The sequence below is a fragment of the Pseudomonas sp. MRSN 12121 genome (genome assembly GCF_000931465.1).
Taxonomy (GTDB): domain Bacteria; phylum Pseudomonadota; class Gammaproteobacteria; order Pseudomonadales; family Pseudomonadaceae; genus Aquipseudomonas.
The window spans coordinates 2,352,536-2,368,371 of sequence record NZ_CP010892.1 but is presented as its reverse complement, the minus strand read 5'-3'; the positions used below and the strand labels follow the sequence as shown (position 1 = coordinate 2,368,371).

Here is a 15,836-nt window from a genome sequence, read left to right as displayed (position 1 = left end):
TTCGGGGAGTGCATTAATTGTTTGTGGCGATCAGCGGCGCCACAGCATGCCGCCTGGCTTGAGCTCGGCGCGCAGAACGTCGCGGACCTGGTCGGCGATTGCCGTGGGCTCGCTCAACACGTCCTCGCCGAGTGATGTTTCAGCGATCAAGCTAGCCATGGCGTCGAGCATCGAGGACGCACCGCCAGCCTTTCCGGGCTGTACGGTGCTCTCGGGGCGGAAGTGGATGGCATAGCTATCTGCGTTTACCTGGAGCTGGGAGTCGAGACCTGCGCCAATACCAGCAACGACGGGTTTGCCATTGAGCAGCTCCATGTTCACTGCCCAGGAGTCACTGAGTTTCGGCCCTGAGGTCGACGCGCTGTCGACCTCCTCTTTGCGAATGTACGTCGCACCATCAACCACGATGAACGGCTTGAGCTGATCAGCGCCTGAACGACGCTCTGGTGCATCGAGGTTGCCAATGATGATCGGCCATGGCCCGCCGAACAGCTCCAGCTTGTCCTTGCTCAATCGCCAACCAGATACACCCTCAACGAAGTCGTGACTCTGCATTGCCGTGCTCCAGAAACAAGAAAGCCCCGGCAAATGCCGAGGCTCATGGGTGATAGAAAGCAAAAAGCCCATCGTGACGACGGGCTTTGCACGCGGAAAAACCGCAAAGTAACTGAAATCTATAGGTAGTCCCCGGGCCTGTCAAGCGGCCTGACGTCGAATGTCGAGCGCACCATCAATCCAGGCCACTCCGGCCTTCCAGAGCTGGCGGGTCTTCTCCTCGCCGAACTTCATCTTCCTGCCGACCTCCATCAGCGAAGTATCACGACTGGTGTAGTAGCGCATCAGAACCTGGCCGCACTCGGGGTAGCGCTTCAGCAGGCGACCCATCATTCCATCGATCATCAGCGCATCGTCGTCGGTGATCATCGGCGACAGGATCGTGTTCTCGCGGGAAGCGCAGCAGGACACACCAGAGCCCAGCACGACCCAGCGCCCCCAATGCTCAAGCAGATCCTCGGCTGCGCGCTCTTTAAATGTTGGTGTGAAGGCCATGGCTCAATCCTCCTTGGCGGCAGGTGCCACCGAATGAAAAGCACGGCGCCCTGCCCGCCCGAGGATCTTGTCCTGGCATGCATGGATAGCTGTGCAAAACTCTTGGCGCTCCATCGGGTGCTCGACGGGCAGTTTCACGTATGCATTCCAGGCATCGCCGAGCATCTGCGCTACCTTCGCTTCTTGTTCGGTCAGTTCTGCGATTCGCATGCTCAATCCCCCTTGAACGACGAGCCACCAGGCCCGCGCGAATTGGTTTGCTGGTACAGCTCTGCCATTGAGGTCGGCGAGCCTGGCGGCAGGATCGCAGGGCGTCCGCCCTGCCGAACCAGCATGCCGAGCTGGACGATCAGTTCATCCACCGGCAGCGGCTCCAGCGTCTCGGCGCGTACCAGGCCAGATGCATGGCAGCCGATGCAGTCGAGCTGGTGAAACACGCCCTTGATCAACCCCTTCCCGGCACAGGACGGGCAGTCGGTGAGTGGGATCTGGCGGCGCACAAAGGCGGGGCCATGGCTCTTTTTGGTCATTTTGAATCCTCGCCTATGGTTGTTTCCTGAATGGCCTTGCGGCCCTTGTTCTGCGTGGCTTCCAGCGATTTACCGGAATCTCCGGATCTAACGCCGGTCAAGCCGTGAATCAGCGCAAACCCCTTCTGATCTAGATGGGCGTGCCACTGCTCCAGGGCCTCGCGCTTGCGGGCCATCACGTCGGATTGGATGTACACCTTCACGTTGTGGCCCATGGCGTGGTTGATCAGCAGCTCACCGATCAGGTGGTCAATGCCCAGGTCCGCCCAGGCCGTCCTGGCCAACTTGCGCAGGTCGTGGCTGGTCCACTCGCCCTGCCCCAGCCGGGTAAACACCGCACTGGCCTGGGACTCGCTCAGGGGCTTGCCATTGCGCGCCGGGAACAGGAACTGGCCGTCATAGCCCGCGGCGAATTGGGTCTCGCGGTGCTTGAGCAGCAGGCGGCACACCTGATCGGTTAGCGGCAGGTGATGCTCGACGCCGGTCTTGGTGTGCTCTGCGGGAATGAACCACTCGCGCTCGGCCAGGCTGATATGCGACCAGCGCGCCTGGCGGGTCTCCCCGATCCGAGTACCGTGGCAGAGCATCAGCAGAGCCAGCAGGGCGTCCTGCGGCGCCGCTGGCAGAACGCCATGCAGGCGCGCTATCAGGTCCGCCAGCTGCACACCACGAAGGCGCGACGGTTTGACCCCGACCTTGGCCTTGGAGAAGTCGTTGAACTTGACCCCGGCCATGGGATTGGCCGGAATCAGTCCCAGCTTGAACGCGGCCCGGAAGGCCAGGGCCAGCAGCTGGAACACCAGGCGCACGTAGTCGATGGACAGCGTTTCCTGAAGCGACCACATCAGCTGGCTGTCCAAGGTGGCCTTGTTGATCTCAGCCAGCGGCATCTCGCCCAGGCGCGGAATCAGGTGGCACTTCATGGCCGAGGCCGCGGTGCTCTTGCGCTTGCTCGACAGATTGCGGTCACGGGCCATGCGCTCGGCGTACCACGACAGCAAATCACCGACCAGCACCCAGCCGGACAAGCTGGCCCCCTCCCCGGCCTCCAGGCGCAGACGGATATTCGGCAGGGCCGCAGCCACATTGGCGGCGCTCAGCTCGGGATATGAGCCGATCAGGTTCCACTTGCCCTTGTGGATCAAATACCAGGATCCGCGGTCGCGCGACCGGTGGAATCGAAAGTAGAGGCCGCGGCTGCCCAGCGCCCGTAGGTCGCGAACTTTGCCGGCGGCCTGCCGACGAATTTCTGCATCGCTGATTTTCACAGCAGCGGTATTTGTCATGCGATGAGCACTCCTTCATTGAGTAGTGCGGCCTGGGTGCGCATCACGCCCTCTGCGTGGTACTGCCGCACCGTGCCGCGGTCGACAAAGCGGCTACGGCCATCGCAGGCGTCATGGCATGCGCTACAGGCCCAGGCGCCCTGCAGGTCGTGCGGCTTGGTGCCAATGCCGCAGGTGCCGGCCATTCGGTAATGGGCCAACACAGTGGTTTCAGGGTTGCCGTTGCAGACGCCTGGAATGCGCACCTGACATTCCCGGCCGCGGGCGGCTTTGGTCAACTTGCTTTGACGCATGGGCTGTCTTCTCCATGAAGATCGACGACGCGATACGCGGTCGGCCACATGCGGCGGCCATGGGCCTCTGCAAGACCTTCCTCGCGATAGATCGCCACTGGCGGCTGGGGTGATTCGCACAGTCCGAACAGGTCTGAGCGGCAGTAGAGGGCGTAACGGTATTCAGCCAGGCATGGCTGTAGGTGCATTGGGTCAGTCATGCGGGGACCCCTTTGTGGGCATAGCGAGACGCGAGCGACCTCTCCGGAGGGGAGCTCGTTTTAACCGGCGGCTGCCAGCTCGCAGATAGGTTTTCGAAGCGGTTGTACTGCCCCAGGAAAGCGGCGCGCACGGTGCCGGTCTCAATGTCCCGCCCCTTGCCGATGATGATCTCGGCCACGCCCTTGAATTCGCTGTTCTCGTGATAGACCTCGTCGCGGTAGACGAACATGATCACGTCGGCGTCCTGCTCGATAGCGCCGGACTCCCGCAGGTCGGAGTTCACGGGGCGCTTGTTGGGGCGCTTCTCGCACTCCCGCGACAGCTGGCTCAGCAGCACGACCGGAATGCCGAGTTCGCGAGCAAGCAGTTTGCAGCCACGACTGATGCTGCTCACTTCTTCTGTGCGATTGCCGCCGACGCCATCCATGAGCTGCAGGTAATCGATCATCAGGATGTCGAGGCCGTAACGCAGCTTGTGCCGGCGAGCCAGCGAACGTATGCGCCCAACAGAGGCCGCGGCGCGATCAGCAATGAAGAGATTTGCGTGCTGGATCTTCCCGGCCGCAGCGCAGAGTTCGGCGCCATGCGATTGGCAGGCTGAGCCGTCTTTGATCAAGCTGAGCGGGACCTTGCCCGTGGCTGCTACGGCTCGATCCATCAGCGCGCCTTTGCTCATCTCCAGGCTGATGACCAACCCCGACTTCTTCTGGCGCACCACGGCATCCAGAACGAAGCCCATAGCCAGGGTGGTTTTGCCCATTGCTGGACGACCGGCCACGATGATCAGTTGCTCTGGCTGCAGGCCGCCGGTTTTCTCATCGAGATCCGCCAGGCCCGTCGAAAGGCCGATCAGGGTTTCACCGCGCATCAGACGGTCGTGGCGCTCTTGCCAGACCTCGAGCTGTTCGGCCATGAGATCACCGGCTTTCACAATCTCCTCGCCATCGGTGCCCGAGTCGATCGCCATCGCCGCCGCCTGCACCGCGGCGATTTTTTCCTGGATGTCGCCACCACCCTGCACAATCTCCAGCGTGCGATCGCTCAGGTCGTACAGGGCGCGCTCCACTGCACGCTCTCGCACAATCCCGGCGTAGGTTCCTGCACTGGCAACACTCGGCGTATTGTTCACCAGCGCAGCGCAGTGGCCCAGGGCGCGGTCGCCGTTGTCGAGCATGCCGATGTGATCGGCCACGGTCAGCATATCCACCGCCTTGCCGGCAGCGCGCAGCGCCATGATTCCGCGGAACACCTCGGCGTTCTCGGCGAAGTAGAACGACTCCGGCGACAGGTCGTCCGACAAGGTGTCGATCAGTTCGGGGCGCTGCAGCATCGCGCCCAGCAGGCCGTGTTCGGCTTCGAGGCTGTAGGGCTCACGCATGGTAGTTGCCCTCCACCACCTTCACGAAGTTGGTCGGGGCAATCAGCCAGTCGAAGGTCGCGCGGAATGGCGCGCCACCGAACTTGCCGGCAAGGCGCCCCATCAGGAAATCCGACTTGGCAACCGAGGCGAAGTAGTCAGCCCAGAATTCCAGGCTCTGGTGAACATCGCTCTGGTTCCACCGGGCCTTGAGTTGTTTCTTGCGCACCTCCGACACCAACACGACGGCTGGGAGGGCTGGAGTGAGCAATCGGTTGAACAACTCGACGATGTCCTGAACCGGGCAGGACGGCGAACGCGAAACGCGATCGCCATCAGGTGACGGTTCAATTGATGGTTCCTTTACGGTTCTGGGGGCACCTGGTGCCGGGGTGGGGGGCATTTCCTGCCGGGGTGATGGGGCATCTGGTGCCGGGGGGCATATCGTGCCGGGGGCATATGCTGCCGGGGTCAGGGTGTACCAGGTCGAACGGCCGAAGCGCTGATGGCTTGTCAGTAATTGCACTTCTTCAAGCCAGCGCAGTGCGTTGCGCACAGCTCGCTCCGAAAGGCAGGTGCGCGCCCCAATAGTCGCGATGGAAGGCCAGCAAACGCCGTCGTCGTTGGCATTGTCGGCAAGGGAGATAAGAACCGCTTTCTGCGCGGGGCTCATGCCCTGGAGCGCCCAGCATGCAGTCATGATGATGGTGCTCATTGATGCGCTCCGAAAGGAAAGCCAGGCCGTGACGTATTGCGTGCATCGATTGAGGAATGCATAATCGACCTCGTTGTTGTTTCAGAAGACCGCCCTGCCAGGCGGTTTTTTTATGCCTGCGACTCAGGCGTTATGGGTGTCCGGCGCATCCGTGGTAGCTTTTTGCTTCCACACGAAAAGGTCACGGAGACCGGACATGAAAAAAATCAAGGCGCTGCTGGCGCGCTGGAAGGTCAAGCACTGGGATGACGAATGGCGGGTCGTTGATGAGCCATTACCTTGGCTACAAGTTGATCGGCCGCCGATGCGCGCATTCTGGGAAAAGCACAAGAAATCACTCTTCAAGGGGATCCCCTGGCTTGCTGGCTTGATTGGTGGCGCGGTAATTCTTAAGGTTCTTGGCTTGGCTTAAGCGTCCATCCAGAACGGCGGCGCGCGCCTCATCCAAAAGCTTCAAGCGGTCTATATCGCTGGCCGAATGATCAAAGCTGACGTGCGCCAGAGGAAAGGTTACGGATCCCTCGCGCTTCGATCCGCCAGCGACATAACCAGCCACGAAACAGAAGGCAGAAAAACCAAAAGCTCCGCAGGCGACCAACAAGCTGTCTGCAACCATCTCTATTCCCACCTCTTCGCTCTCCTACTGGTTAAATTCACAGCTAATTCACGTCTCTACTGGCGCAAAGCCAGGTCACGCATAATTCGTCTCGTCAGGGGACCGATTTCTTGGGGGGGCTTCAGACAGAAGCCAGGAAGGCTCGAAAGGCTTTCCATTGGCTGATGCCAGTGCCGCGATACGCTCGGCGTAACGGGTCTCACCGGTGTACTCAGTGCGCGGCAAGCATTCGGCAGTCAGCCACTTGTAAACGGCTCGCGGGCTCTTGCCGCATGCCCTGGCAACCACTGGAACGCCGCCGGCGTCTTTGATTGATTTCTTAAGCGGGCTCATGTGGCCTCCAGGCGAAAATATGAACTTGCAGTACATGTTATGTCGGAACTGAAAGTACATGCAAGGGCATGCGATATTGAACCTATGGTTCAAATCGAAGAGATACGCGCTGCGTTTGCCTCCCGCCTCAAGAAGTCAGTTGCCGCAAAAGGCATTGATCAGTGGGGGGCCGGCGCTCGCCTGGCTGAAATTGCCAAGGTCACGCCCAAGGCTGCGAGCAAATGGCTGAACGGTGAGTCAATCCCGGGGCCCGCCAAGATGCAGGCAATTGCCTCATTTCTCGGAGTGAGGATCGAGTGGTTGCAGCATGCTTCCGGCGAGGGTCCTGATCTTTCGGTGAGCCCTGGCGCGCAAGAATCTGCAACCACGGCGGCCGATAAAGTTCGCGAGATGCTGGCGGGCAAAGGCCTGCCGGACGAGCTGCGGAGGAAATTGCTGGCGGCTGCCAATGGCGACGAACTCGAGTCAGTCGGCGGTGCTCTGGTGAATGACGCCTACAGGCCCGGAAAGGTAGGCGACGAAGTATGGATCGCTCACTACGACATCCGCGGAGCCATGGGCGGCGGCGAAGTCAATCACGACTACCCTGAGCTGCTTCAGGATGTGCGCGTCAGTCCTTCGCAGCTCAAGGCGATGGGCGTCGAGTTCAAAGAGCACTATCACCTGAAGATCATCACGGGCTGGGGCCAGTCGATGGCGCCGACCATGAAGCATGGCGACCCCCTTCTGGTCGACATCAGTATCAAGGAATTCATCGGTGACGGGATTTACTTCTTCTCGTACCAGGGCTTCCAGTACATCAAGCGCCTACAGATGAAGGGAAAGGACAAATTTAAGATGATCTCCGACAATCGGAAGCACAAGGCCGAGGATATTTTTGTTGATGAAACCTATATCCAGGCCCGCGTTCTGCTGGTGTGGAACGCGAACCTGGTTTGATCTGGCCGTAGATTCAGAAGCCCGCCATCTAAGCGGGCTTTTTTATGTGCGTCAGAAAGGCGCCGTCTCCAGAGTCGGCTCGTCCTCTACGACTACCACGCGCTCTTCATCTACAGAGGGCTCCCAGCGCAGCGTGATTGACTCGTCTTCATCGTGAAATGTCATGTCGATGCCGTCCGCCTCTGATAGCGCGCCAAGAATCTCCGACCACTCCCTCTCCCCGTCCGTATCAAGCCGATGAATCCTCACCTCCCGCCGCTCTTGGGCAATCGGGTGGTTGATCATCGATGACACGCGCAGCACAAGCCGCTCCATGGGATTCATCGGCTTGATTCCTGAGTCGTTCTTTTTGCTCTGCTGCGCCATAAACCCCCCTCCAATACCTGTACATTCATACAGTAATTTTGAGGCGAGCATAGCGAACCTTTTGTTCTTCGTAAATCCCATTACGGAGATCCCTCAAATTGCCGATCTGTGAGTCTTCAAAAAAAATATGTACTTTTGGTACTTGACGCAATGTGAACCTGTAGTTCATATTCAGCCCATCGCAGCCAGACGCATCCACTGCGAAGGGCCTCAACAGGACCGCCGCTCTTTAACAGCCAGCGCAACACACCACCTGGTGGGAAAGGTAGCTAGCACGCTCATAGGCAGGAGCCTCCCTAAGCGTTGCAGTATCGACCTCGGATCCTGGTGGGACCGCAATCAGCGAACTACGTCACCCGGATACCGGTGGTGTGGTGCACTGATTGTCACGAAATAGGCCGTCGAGAACGTAGCCAGTAGCTGATCGCCGGCCGGCAACACGGATCTTTTCACTTCTGCCACCGCATCGGTGGCAGCGGGAAAACAACCGGGAGTCACAACGATGGAAGCCACACTCAACAGCGGCGCATGGAAGGGTCACCTCGGACGCGGCCTTGCACCGCGAGAACTTCAGTTCCTGCTCTGGGTTGCCCAGGGCTTCACCGCAAAGGAGATCGCCAAGGAGGCTGGCATCGCGCCGGGCACGGTGGTCAAGCGTATCTCCAATGCGATGTTCAAGCTCGGCGTGACGCGGCGCACCGCACTGGTGGCCGAGGCCATGCGCCGCCAGATCATTTCGCCGATGTGCGTCTTCCTGGCGGCGCTGATCGCCATGCACTCGATGTTCGACGACAACTCAATGCGGCGTGATCGTCGTGTGCCGGAGCGCCGAACAGCACAAGTGCGCATCGTCCGGCGCGCCGAGGCGCCCGATCTTCTTTCTTGATTCACAACCCAGAGGAACACTCCATGGAACACGAAGCCGCAATTGCCGATCTGGACCGGTTCGCCACCACCGCCGAAACCAACGCGCCGATCCAAGAGGCCGAGGGCGACCTGGAAGGCGCCGAAAACAACCGCAAAAACGCCGCGCGCTACCGCACCGCCATCGCCCTGCTTGAAGTCGCCTGAGCATCACCTCTGCCCGTTCGTGGAGCGGGCTTTGGGATGCGGATGAGCACACACCGGCAGAGCCGGCCCCCTGCATCACCTTGCGATCGGCGAGCGCCCGCCACTTCCAGCGGCGCACCCAAGAGGAAGTCACCATGATGAAGTAGCCCAGCCTGAAAGCCCTTCCCAATGAAGGCATCAACGCTCGCGTAGGGTGGTACCCGTGAGCAACAGAAAAGCCCGGTCAGCGATCGGGCTTTTTTACGCCTGCCTTTACTCGCCAGCACTCTCCCCTGCGCCCAACGGCAACCGGCAGGCAGCCAGAGTGCTGACGAGTGAACGCAACCCCACTACCGAGGGATAAGCCATGCACCCTGCAATGCAAGCTCGTATCGACGGCAATATCGCACTTCACATTCGCGCCACCGCGGCCACTGCCGAGTTCTACGCCATGATCGGCAAGGAGGCGCCGGCCAGCAAAGTCCGCTTCCAGGTCGTGACCAAGGGCTCGAATGCCTACCACGTGATCGAGCGGTCAACCGGAAAAGTGAAGGGGTTCCGCTTCAGCTGGAAGGCGGCGATCAACCTGGCCCAGGAGCTGGAGTCGCGCGCCGACGGCGCAAAGGTCGATATCGAGGGCCGGGTGAAATGATTGGGGAACCAATGCCGCATCCGCGGGACAGCATCATCGACGACCTGAACCGCAAGCTGGACCAGTTCTTCAGCCGCGGCGGCGTGGCACAGCAGATAACCCAAGGCGTCAGCGGTGAAACGATGGACTACGGCGCGAAAGGGCATCAGGAGCGCCTGCGGATCGAGCGGGCGCGACTTGCCCCAGAAGTTCGAAGGCATGCCGAGAACGGCCTCAACGCCAAGCAGATCGGCGCAGCGATGTCGATGAGGCCGAAGCGGGTGCAGATGATCGCCCAGGAAAACAGCATCACCATCAACCACGCATAACCCCTACCCAACGCTGCGCATCCGGTCACCGGAGGGCGGCGCATACCCTGGAGAAACACAATGACTCAAACGACCCAGCAAGTAATCGCCGCCGCGGATCTTCCCGAGCGAGGCCAGCCACTGGCCGGCGGCACCTTCGTCACGCGCTACTGGCTCAACGGCGAGGAGCGCGCCCTGGTGCTGCTCGACAACGAGTTGAACGGAGAATGGGGTAAGTACGGCGCGAAGATCGCCGGGGCGGACAGCTACAGCGACGGCGAGGCGAACACCCGCGCCATGGCCGAAGCTGGCAGCGAGATCGCTATCAAGGCCCTGGGGCTGGGAGCGCATATCCCTTCCTGCCTGGAAGGCCAACTGCTGATGGCGGCTAAGGCCGACGGCCTGGTCACCCTGCGCGATGATCGCTTCCACTGGCTCAGCACGCAGTCCTCAGCCCACGGCGCCTACCTCATGGACTTTGAGCATGGCTGGCTCAGCCTCTACGCCAAGAGCACCGAGCGGCTCGTGCGTCCTGTCCGCAGCCTTCCCATCCAGTAATTCGCTTCTTCAATCCTTTTTTTGCAGGCGATTCCGGGTTCGTCAGGATGACGATCAGACCAGAAGCGCGCCGGGAAGCGCCGGCCGCCTGCACCCTATTCCACGCGTAGGAGCATCCCATGCAACTGATCACCGTAAGCAAAGGCGAAACCATGTTGACCACTCCGGATGCCGCACTAGCGCTGCAAGTGCTGACCGAACTGAGCGTTTCCGCGAAGCCGGCAGCGGCGCCATCTGGCATCCCGGCAATCGGCGAATACTGGCCCGGCGAAGGCGGCGTCAACGGCGGCCTGTTCCAGGGCGGCGACCGCCCCTATTACCTGATCGTGCCAACGGGCGAAGATGTCGAGGCAGACCTTGAGTGGGGCGGCTACGGCCAAGAACTCGATGGCGCAAAATCCCCCTGGGATGGGCAGGCCAACACCGCTTACCTGGCAAGCAGCAACCGAGAGCATGACCACCCTGCCGCCCAGTTCTGCGCCAACTTCGAACGCGATGGACACAGTGACTTCTATCTAATGGCCAGGCGTGAGGCGACCCATCTCGAAATCACGGTGCCGCACCTGTTCAGCAAGCCCTGGCACTGGACCAGTTCGCAGTACTCAGCCTACGGCGCCTGCATCATGGACTTTGAGCATGGCTGGCTCAGCCACGGCGGCAAGGGCCTCGAGCGGCTCGTGCGTCCTGTCCGCAGAAAGTACTTCTGATCATTCAATGATTCATTCCTGGGCGCCTTGGCGCCCTCGCTTTTCGAGGAGGCCAGGATGGCCCTGCACACGGAACTGGAAATCCACGGAACGGCAGAAGAACTGCTCGGACTTGCGCTCGACCTAGTCAGGAACATCCCTCGCGATCTGAAACAGGTTGTCGGGTCAAAAATCCGGGACGAATGCCTACAGGTCCTGGTGCTGATTGGCCGGGCCAACATGGCGCGGGAGAAGCTGCCTCACCTGAACCTCCTTCTGGAAAGCGTTTGGGTGCTCAACTACCTGCTCCGCGTCCTGACGAACAAGGGCTTGATCAGCAAAGGGCAGCACGCCAAAGCAATGAAGCTCACGGCCTCCGTCGGCCGACAGGCCAATGCCTGGAAGAAATCCGCAATCGCAACCGCGCCCGTTGCATGAGGGTCACGGCCCTCCTGCCTGTGCGCTGAATCTGGTCGTGCCGCTGTCCAGTTGGACACCGCCATGCGCATCAGAGATACCGCCGATCTAAAGCGTTCGGGCTGGTCTCGCGCAGTTTCTCTGCTGATCGGCATCGCCTTCGGCAGAGCGACGTAGATAGCACGGCAGGTCGCAGTACTCAGCCAACAACGCCTACAACATGGACTTTGAGAATGGCTGGCTCAACAACAACGACAAGAACAACGAGCGGCTCGTGCGTCCTGTCCGCAGATTCGAGTGTTGCTCCCTTCCAGTTCGAGGATCTCGTCCAGGCCTACTACGATTGCCGACGACGCAAGCGGAACACCGCAAGCGCTCGGCGATACGAGCAGGACATGGAGATCAACTTACTGGAACTTTACGACGACCTGATCGCCGGCACTTACCGGCCAGGCCGCTCTATCTGCTTCGTCGTGACAAGACCAAAGGCCCGGGAAGTATGGGCCGCCGACTTCCGCGACCGCATAGTTCATCACCTGCTGTACAACCACATCGGGCCGGCCATCGAGCGCACTTTCATTGCGGACAGCTGCGCTTGCATCCCAGGCCGCGGCACGCTGTACGCCGCAAAGCGTCTTGAATCGAAGATTCGTAGCCAGACGCAGAACTGGTTACGACCGGGCTTTTACCTGAAGTGCGACCTCGCAAACTTCTTCGTCGCCATCGACAAGCGCGTTCTGGCTCGACAGCTGACCGACCGGATCAGCGAGCCCTGGTGGCTGCAACTGGCCCTCCAGGTGCTGATGCACGATCCCAGGGATAACTACGAGACGCGCAGCCCGGCCCACTTGTTCAACCGGGTGCCGCAGCACAAGCGGCTCACTGCGCAGCCAGCGTACCTGGGGCTACCGATCGGCAACCTATCGTCGCAGTTCTTCGCGAACGTGTACCTGGACGCCCTGGACCAGTTCGCCAAACACACGCTGAAGGCTCGACACTACATCCGCTACGTCGACGACTTCGTCTTCCTGCACGAATCGCCGCAGAAGTTGAACGAGTGGCTGGCCCGGGTCGAAGCATTCCTGCCAAGCCTTGGCGCCAAGCTCAACCCTAGCAAGACCATTCTCCAGCCCATCGATCGCGGCGTGGACTTTGTCGGGCACGTCATCAAGCCATGGCGACGAACAACACGGAAACGATCAGTCGCCCAGGCGCTGAAGCGAACCGCGGCGGCGCCGGCCGAAGATCTGCGCGAAACGGCAAACAGCTACTTCGGCCTGCTTGGCCAGGCCAGCCATAGCCAAAAGGACCGGGCCGCACTGGCCCGGGTCGTGCTGAAGCGCGGCAACAGTGTCAACGCAGCGCTGACCAAAACCTTCAAAAAGTCGTAACCCATCTGCCCCGGAGGCAATGCCATGTCTACCCCCCCCCCCTCCGCATCAAGCGGATTGATCTGTCTCGCCCTCGCATTCGCCGGCGCGTTCTTCGAGCGCTGAAAAGGAGCTACCAGCTTACTAGCGGCCCCATCAGCAGGGCCTGGTTGTGTACGCCCGGAACCCTGACATTCAAGCTCGGCAACTGGCACGGCCACTACAACGCCAAGAACGAATGGGTGGCCTTATGACCCCTCATGAGTTCATCGTGAAGAATGTCCACGACGAGCTGCGCAAGCTGAAATTCAAGGAATCGGTCTGCTTCATCGTGAGTCGCGATGCTGTCGACTACTACCGCCAGCGCAGCATGTTCAGCAAAAGCGTTGTGCTTGACGTGCTGGCTTGGTCGAAGAAGCGAGCCAAGGAGATGTCACGCTAACCGCTCAGCAATCAGCTTCGCTCCCAGCTCGCGCCCGGCAACCTGAGCCAGGCCGCGGTCAGCGTAGGTTCGATCACCCGCAACAACCGGCACCACGACCTCGCCGCTGCGCTTGATCTCGACATTGATGCGCCAGGCCGTCTCCCGGCCATCCTCGTCCCTGTCGCACTCCATGTAGTTCCAGACCTGAAAACCATCGATTTCATCGTAAATATCGTGCCGCGTCATCTGCCTACCCCACCAGGAAAGGCGCAATCGTAGCACCTAACCGCCAGGGCCAGCCCGGCAAGGACTCACCATGCCCACAGAAAATAAAACCAGCAGCACGCAGCGCCCAGGGCGTGAATTCTGGGACAAACTGAACGCAATTCCGCGGTACGCCTTCCTCCTTTCCCCCTCGGGCAACTCTATCCAGAAGTTCGAGGACAAGGCCCTGGGCAGATGGATCGACGTGCACGAAGCGCAGAAGGTCGTCGATCAGGCCATGGACCGGATCGACGAGCTGGAGCAAGAGCGCGACACCCTGCGCGCCAAGCTGGCCGAACGGGATGCGGGAGAGGTTGAGTACTGAATCGGGCAAGCGGCGATCAGTCTGCGTCCGACGGCTTGGGCAGATGCATCGTTGCAGCAAAATCCATCCATTCTTCAAAGACGCGTCGGTGCTTGTCGCAATCCGAGCGCCAGGTGGAGGAGGACGTCACACCATACACAACCTTACTCATAGTTTGAGAAGTGTAGGTATCGAGGTTTCGAAGCAGTTCGTACGCCAGAAACTGTTGATCTCTGCTAATTGAGCTCATGTGATCCACCGCCACTAATGAGGAGCGAAGCACTCCTCGTGACCGGTGGACACCCCGCCACCAATTAAAGTCACCAGAACCTTAACTTTTTTGCCTGCTGCCGCGATATGGCGGCCAAGGAGCACCTGTGCGCCTGAAGAAAACCGAGCGCGAGCTGGTCCGCCTGAAATACGGCGGCCGCTGCGCATACTGCGGCAACGACCTGGGCCAAGTCTGGCACGCCGACCACTTCGAGCCGGTGATTCGCCTGCCTGATGAGCGGGTGGCTGAGCAGCTGCAGAACCACAACCTGGCCAACATGATGCCCGCCTGCGTGCCGTGCAACCTGAGCAAGCACCGTATGCAGCTTGAAGACTGGCGCCGCTGGCTGGCCGGCCACGTCAACAGCCTCAACCAGTACCACCCCATCTACCGCCTGGCCAAGGCCTACGGCTTGATCGCCGAAACGGGGGCCGAGGTCGTCTTCCACTTCGAAAAGGTGAGCCAACTATGACCCGCCTCGCCCTCTGCCTCCTGCTGCTGGCCACCGGCGCCGGCGCCGAAGAACTGATCGATAGTAGCGTCCGCGTAGTGCATGACGACATGCGCGGGGTGACTTGCTATCTCTACAAGGTCTACCAGGGCGCATCGATCTTCTGCATCCCCGACAGCCAACTCAGCGCCGACACCCGCCGACAGCTGTCACCCCACGAACAAGAAGACGGACCAACACCCGCGGCCGGCGCTCCGGCCTGGAACGACGAGAGGTATTCGATGTGAAACTGACCGACAACGACCTGCTCTTTCTGGCCGCAAAGGCCATCTGTGGTGTTTTCGATCTGCCGACTGAGTCCATAACCTTTGATGGCGGATTCGAATACACGCAATGGAATCCGCTGGAAGACGATGGCGATGCGTTGCGCTTGGCAGTGAAGCTGGCCATCGAAATCAGCCCATGCCCCGCCACCGACAGTGTCATGTGCGAACCCAAAGGAAACCCCGACTCAACCGTTACCGTTGAGGCCCTGGATGAATTCGGGGTTCGACGGGCAATTGTTCGGGCCGCCGCCGAGATCGGCAGGGTGCAGCCATGATCGCCCTCGCCTACATGGCCTGGCTCATCTACAGGGGGCCGAAGCGATGAGCGATCTCAACTCGATGTCTCCAGCTGCTCGGTCCGCTGCAATGCGCGGCGGCATGGATGGCTGGGGCCAGGTTGGTGGCCTTCCAGAGCACATCCGGTACATAGAGTTGCGGCCAAGTCGACCAGGGCGCAAACCGCAATGTCACTGCGGCTGCAGTACGCCGAAAACGCATCTTGGCATGGCCAATGGCGTATGCCTAACGAGCGGTTGCGAACTGTATGTGCGTCGCTGGGCGAAGGCTAGAGCCTGAGGAGTTCGCCACAGCCCGCGTTGCAGTCGACGGATAGCCAGGACAACGGACTGGGCGAACACAGAAACAATAAAGGCCTGTAGCGCTAATGTCTGCGAGACATTTCCGAAGCGCCCTAGCCCTAAATCTGAACTGGCGCCCACCCTGACCAGCTGTTGGCCGTTCAGCAATCCATCGTAAACACACCTGGCCGGGCGAGCGATACCAACTCTATCCAGAGCCGAGCCGCCTGTCCCGAAGACAATTCTGAATAAACCTGAAGGCCTGCCGGAGATGGCGGCCGAGGAATCCCCATGTCTGCAAAAAAGCTATTCGAGATCCTGGTCGGCCTGCTGGCTTACTTGCTGATCACCCTGCTCTGGTTCTTCTACGCAGTCCCGGCAATGTGGGAAAGCGGGACCGATGCCGCCCTCATCGCCGCGTTCGCTGGTTCGATGCTGTGGCTTGCCGCAGTCGCCAGCTGCGTCGTTTACATCATCCAGCGGGCCAGGCCCTGAGCCGCGAGGAAATATCC

At 60.4% G+C, this 15,836-nt stretch carries 26 protein-coding genes; 16 read left to right on the top strand and 10 right to left on the bottom strand.

Features of this window, described 5'->3' with window-relative positions:
- Window positions 1–30 precede the first annotated feature (30 nt).
- From TO66_RS10940 to TO66_RS10905, 8 genes are all read right to left on the bottom strand, one after another.
- Window positions 31–555 (bottom strand): hypothetical protein, encoded by a 525-nt coding sequence (locus tag TO66_RS10940; RefSeq protein ID WP_044462336.1) that lies wholly within the window; start codon window positions 553–555, stop codon window positions 31–33.
- Window positions 556–696: 141 nt separating this feature from the next.
- Window positions 697–1,050, bottom strand: a complete 354-nt coding sequence (locus TO66_RS10935; RefSeq protein ID WP_044462335.1) for an antiterminator Q family protein — start codon at window positions 1,048–1,050, stop codon at window positions 697–699.
- Window positions 1,051–1,053: 3 nt separating this feature from the next.
- Complete coding sequence (locus TO66_RS10930) at window positions 1,054–1,260, bottom strand: hypothetical protein (RefSeq protein WP_044462334.1); 207 nt, start codon at window positions 1,258–1,260, stop codon at window positions 1,054–1,056.
- Window positions 1,261–1,262: 2 nt separating this feature from the next.
- Window positions 1,263–1,580 carry a hypothetical protein gene (locus tag TO66_RS10925; RefSeq protein ID WP_044462333.1) on the bottom strand — a complete coding sequence of 106 codons (318 nt, stop codon included), beginning with the start codon at window positions 1,578–1,580 and terminating at the stop codon, window positions 1,263–1,265.
- On the bottom strand, window positions 1,577–2,866 hold the full coding sequence (locus TO66_RS10920; RefSeq protein ID WP_044462332.1) for a site-specific integrase: 1,290 nt from the start codon (window positions 2,864–2,866) through the stop codon (window positions 1,577–1,579). The genes TO66_RS10925 and TO66_RS10920 overlap by 4 nt, the downstream gene beginning before the upstream one ends.
- Window positions 2,863–3,159: a DUF1364 domain-containing protein gene (locus TO66_RS10915; RefSeq protein ID WP_044462331.1), complete on the bottom strand. Its 297-nt coding sequence runs from the start codon at window positions 3,157–3,159 to the stop codon at window positions 2,863–2,865. The genes TO66_RS10920 and TO66_RS10915 overlap by 4 nt, the downstream gene beginning before the upstream one ends.
- Window positions 3,160–3,355: 196 nt before the next feature.
- Window positions 3,356–4,738, bottom strand: a complete 1,383-nt coding sequence (dnaB, locus tag TO66_RS10910; protein ID WP_044462330.1) for a replicative DNA helicase — start codon at window positions 4,736–4,738, stop codon at window positions 3,356–3,358.
- Window positions 4,731–5,432, bottom strand: a complete 702-nt coding sequence (locus TO66_RS10905; protein ID WP_256243230.1) for a helix-turn-helix domain-containing protein — start codon at window positions 5,430–5,432, stop codon at window positions 4,731–4,733. The genes dnaB and TO66_RS10905 overlap by 8 nt, the downstream gene beginning before the upstream one ends.
- A gap of 196 nt (window positions 5,433–5,628) precedes the next feature.
- Between TO66_RS10905 and TO66_RS33640 the strand changes: the two genes are divergently transcribed.
- Both TO66_RS33640 and TO66_RS10885 read left to right on the top strand, forming a co-directional pair.
- Window positions 5,629–5,844: a hypothetical protein gene (locus TO66_RS33640; RefSeq protein ID WP_052506108.1), complete on the top strand. Its 216-nt coding sequence runs from the start codon at window positions 5,629–5,631 to the stop codon at window positions 5,842–5,844.
- 621 nt (window positions 5,845–6,465) lie between these two features.
- Complete coding sequence (locus TO66_RS10885; RefSeq protein ID WP_044462326.1) at window positions 6,466–7,320, top strand: LexA family transcriptional regulator; 855 nt, start codon at window positions 6,466–6,468, stop codon at window positions 7,318–7,320.
- Between the two features lie 51 nt (window positions 7,321–7,371).
- Here TO66_RS10885 and TO66_RS10880 read toward each other — a convergent pair whose 3' ends face one another.
- Window positions 7,372–7,686, bottom strand: coding sequence for a DUF1654 domain-containing protein (locus tag TO66_RS10880; RefSeq protein ID WP_044465999.1), 315 nt, complete (start codon window positions 7,684–7,686; stop codon window positions 7,372–7,374).
- A gap of 502 nt (window positions 7,687–8,188) precedes the next feature.
- Here TO66_RS10880 and TO66_RS10875 point away from each other — a divergent pair.
- The 9 genes from TO66_RS10875 (at window position 8,189) to TO66_RS10840 (ending at window position 13,148) form a co-directional block, all read left to right on the top strand.
- A complete protein-coding gene (locus tag TO66_RS10875) occupies window positions 8,189–8,572 on the top strand; it encodes a response regulator transcription factor (RefSeq protein WP_044462325.1) in 384 nt (127 codons plus the stop codon).
- A gap of 23 nt (window positions 8,573–8,595) precedes the next feature.
- Window positions 8,596–8,757 carry a hypothetical protein gene (locus TO66_RS33635; RefSeq protein ID WP_177330395.1) on the top strand — a complete coding sequence of 54 codons (162 nt, stop codon included), beginning with the start codon at window positions 8,596–8,598 and terminating at the stop codon, window positions 8,755–8,757.
- A 346-nt stretch (window positions 8,758–9,103) separates the two neighbouring features.
- Window positions 9,104–9,388, top strand: coding sequence for a hypothetical protein (locus TO66_RS10870; RefSeq protein ID WP_044462324.1), 285 nt, complete (start codon window positions 9,104–9,106; stop codon window positions 9,386–9,388).
- An 11-nt stretch (window positions 9,389–9,399) separates the two neighbouring features.
- On the top strand, window positions 9,400–9,696 hold the full coding sequence (locus TO66_RS10865; protein WP_052506107.1) for a hypothetical protein: 297 nt from the start codon (window positions 9,400–9,402) through the stop codon (window positions 9,694–9,696).
- Window positions 9,697–9,756: 60 nt separating this feature from the next.
- Window positions 9,757–10,233 (top strand): hypothetical protein, encoded by a 477-nt coding sequence (locus TO66_RS10860; RefSeq protein WP_044462322.1) that lies wholly within the window; start codon window positions 9,757–9,759, stop codon window positions 10,231–10,233.
- Window positions 10,234–10,352: 119 nt separating this feature from the next.
- Window positions 10,353–10,940 (top strand): hypothetical protein, encoded by a 588-nt coding sequence (locus TO66_RS10855; protein WP_044462321.1) that lies wholly within the window; start codon window positions 10,353–10,355, stop codon window positions 10,938–10,940.
- Between the two features lie 57 nt (window positions 10,941–10,997).
- Window positions 10,998–11,357, top strand: coding sequence for a four helix bundle protein (locus TO66_RS10850; protein ID WP_044462320.1), 360 nt, complete (start codon window positions 10,998–11,000; stop codon window positions 11,355–11,357).
- A 374-nt stretch (window positions 11,358–11,731) separates the two neighbouring features.
- A complete protein-coding gene (locus TO66_RS10845; RefSeq protein WP_256243226.1) occupies window positions 11,732–12,727 on the top strand; it encodes an RNA-directed DNA polymerase in 996 nt (331 codons plus the stop codon).
- A 229-nt stretch (window positions 12,728–12,956) separates the two neighbouring features.
- Complete coding sequence (locus TO66_RS10840; RefSeq protein ID WP_044462319.1) at window positions 12,957–13,148, top strand: hypothetical protein; 192 nt, start codon at window positions 12,957–12,959, stop codon at window positions 13,146–13,148.
- Here TO66_RS10840 and TO66_RS10835 read toward each other — a convergent pair.
- Window positions 13,140–13,376, bottom strand: a complete 237-nt coding sequence (locus TO66_RS10835; protein ID WP_044462318.1) for a hypothetical protein — start codon at window positions 13,374–13,376, stop codon at window positions 13,140–13,142. The genes TO66_RS10840 and TO66_RS10835 overlap by 9 nt on opposite strands.
- 70 nt (window positions 13,377–13,446) lie before the next feature.
- Here TO66_RS10835 and TO66_RS10830 point away from each other — a divergent pair, with 70 nt between their 5' ends.
- From TO66_RS10830 to TO66_RS10810, 5 genes are all read left to right on the top strand, one after another.
- Window positions 13,447–13,719, top strand: a complete 273-nt coding sequence (locus TO66_RS10830; RefSeq protein ID WP_044462317.1) for a hypothetical protein — start codon at window positions 13,447–13,449, stop codon at window positions 13,717–13,719.
- Between the two features lie 356 nt (window positions 13,720–14,075).
- Entirely contained in the window at window positions 14,076–14,441 is a 366-nt protein-coding gene (locus TO66_RS10825) for an HNH endonuclease (RefSeq protein ID WP_044462316.1), read from the top strand.
- Entirely contained in the window at window positions 14,438–14,707 is a 270-nt protein-coding gene (locus TO66_RS10820) for a hypothetical protein (protein WP_044462315.1), read from the top strand. Before TO66_RS10825 ends, TO66_RS10820 begins: the two co-directional genes overlap by 4 nt.
- Window positions 14,704–15,021 carry a hypothetical protein gene (locus TO66_RS32015; RefSeq protein WP_052506106.1) on the top strand — a complete coding sequence of 106 codons (318 nt, stop codon included), beginning with the start codon at window positions 14,704–14,706 and terminating at the stop codon, window positions 15,019–15,021. Before TO66_RS10820 ends, TO66_RS32015 begins: the two co-directional genes overlap by 4 nt.
- 594 nt (window positions 15,022–15,615) lie before the next feature.
- The gene (locus TO66_RS10810; protein ID WP_044462314.1) at window positions 15,616–15,819 is read left to right on the top strand and encodes a hypothetical protein; all 204 of its coding nucleotides are present in this window, start codon (window positions 15,616–15,618) and stop codon (window positions 15,817–15,819) included.
- The last annotated feature ends 17 nt before the right edge of the window (window positions 15,820–15,836 follow it).

Excerpts from the sequence above, each read along its gene's own strand:
- TO66_RS10940 (WP_044462336.1), bottom strand. The coding sequence starts at position 555 with ATGCAGAGTCACGACTTCGTTGAGGGTGTATCTGGTTGGCGATTGAGC.
- TO66_RS10935 (WP_044462335.1), bottom strand. The coding sequence starts at position 1,050 with ATGGCCTTCACACCAACATTTAAAGAGCGCGCAGCCGAGGATCTGCTT.
- TO66_RS10930 (WP_044462334.1), bottom strand. The coding sequence starts at position 1,260 with ATGCGAATCGCAGAACTGACCGAACAAGAAGCGAAGGTAGCGCAGATG.
- TO66_RS10925 (WP_044462333.1), bottom strand. The coding sequence starts at position 1,580 with ATGACCAAAAAGAGCCATGGCCCCGCCTTTGTGCGCCGCCAGATCCCA.
- TO66_RS10920 (WP_044462332.1), bottom strand. The coding sequence starts at position 2,866 with ATGACAAATACCGCTGCTGTGAAAATCAGCGATGCAGAAATTCGTCGG.
- TO66_RS10915 (WP_044462331.1), bottom strand. The coding sequence starts at position 3,159 with ATGCGTCAAAGCAAGTTGACCAAAGCCGCCCGCGGCCGGGAATGTCAG.
- dnaB (WP_044462330.1), bottom strand. The coding sequence starts at position 4,738 with ATGCGTGAGCCCTACAGCCTCGAAGCCGAACACGGCCTGCTGGGCGCG.
- TO66_RS10905 (WP_256243230.1), bottom strand. The coding sequence starts at position 5,432 with ATGAGCACCATCATCATGACTGCATGCTGGGCGCTCCAGGGCATGAGC.
- TO66_RS33640 (WP_052506108.1), top strand. The coding sequence starts at position 5,629 with ATGAAAAAAATCAAGGCGCTGCTGGCGCGCTGGAAGGTCAAGCACTGG.
- TO66_RS10885 (WP_044462326.1), top strand. The coding sequence starts at position 6,466 with ATGGTTCAAATCGAAGAGATACGCGCTGCGTTTGCCTCCCGCCTCAAG.
- TO66_RS10880 (WP_044465999.1), bottom strand. The coding sequence starts at position 7,686 with ATGGCGCAGCAGAGCAAAAAGAACGACTCAGGAATCAAGCCGATGAAT.
- TO66_RS10875 (WP_044462325.1), top strand. The coding sequence starts at position 8,189 with ATGGAAGCCACACTCAACAGCGGCGCATGGAAGGGTCACCTCGGACGC.
- TO66_RS33635 (WP_177330395.1), top strand. The coding sequence starts at position 8,596 with ATGGAACACGAAGCCGCAATTGCCGATCTGGACCGGTTCGCCACCACC.
- TO66_RS10870 (WP_044462324.1), top strand. The coding sequence starts at position 9,104 with ATGCACCCTGCAATGCAAGCTCGTATCGACGGCAATATCGCACTTCAC.
- TO66_RS10865 (WP_052506107.1), top strand. The coding sequence starts at position 9,400 with ATGCCGCATCCGCGGGACAGCATCATCGACGACCTGAACCGCAAGCTG.
- TO66_RS10860 (WP_044462322.1), top strand. The coding sequence starts at position 9,757 with ATGACTCAAACGACCCAGCAAGTAATCGCCGCCGCGGATCTTCCCGAG.
- TO66_RS10855 (WP_044462321.1), top strand. The coding sequence starts at position 10,353 with ATGCAACTGATCACCGTAAGCAAAGGCGAAACCATGTTGACCACTCCG.
- TO66_RS10850 (WP_044462320.1), top strand. The coding sequence starts at position 10,998 with ATGGCCCTGCACACGGAACTGGAAATCCACGGAACGGCAGAAGAACTG.
- TO66_RS10845 (WP_256243226.1), top strand. The coding sequence starts at position 11,732 with ATGGAGATCAACTTACTGGAACTTTACGACGACCTGATCGCCGGCACT.
- TO66_RS10840 (WP_044462319.1), top strand. The coding sequence starts at position 12,957 with ATGACCCCTCATGAGTTCATCGTGAAGAATGTCCACGACGAGCTGCGC.
- TO66_RS10835 (WP_044462318.1), bottom strand. The coding sequence starts at position 13,376 with ATGACGCGGCACGATATTTACGATGAAATCGATGGTTTTCAGGTCTGG.
- TO66_RS10830 (WP_044462317.1), top strand. The coding sequence starts at position 13,447 with ATGCCCACAGAAAATAAAACCAGCAGCACGCAGCGCCCAGGGCGTGAA.
- TO66_RS10820 (WP_044462315.1), top strand. The coding sequence starts at position 14,438 with ATGACCCGCCTCGCCCTCTGCCTCCTGCTGCTGGCCACCGGCGCCGGC.
- TO66_RS10810 (WP_044462314.1), top strand. The coding sequence starts at position 15,616 with ATGTCTGCAAAAAAGCTATTCGAGATCCTGGTCGGCCTGCTGGCTTAC.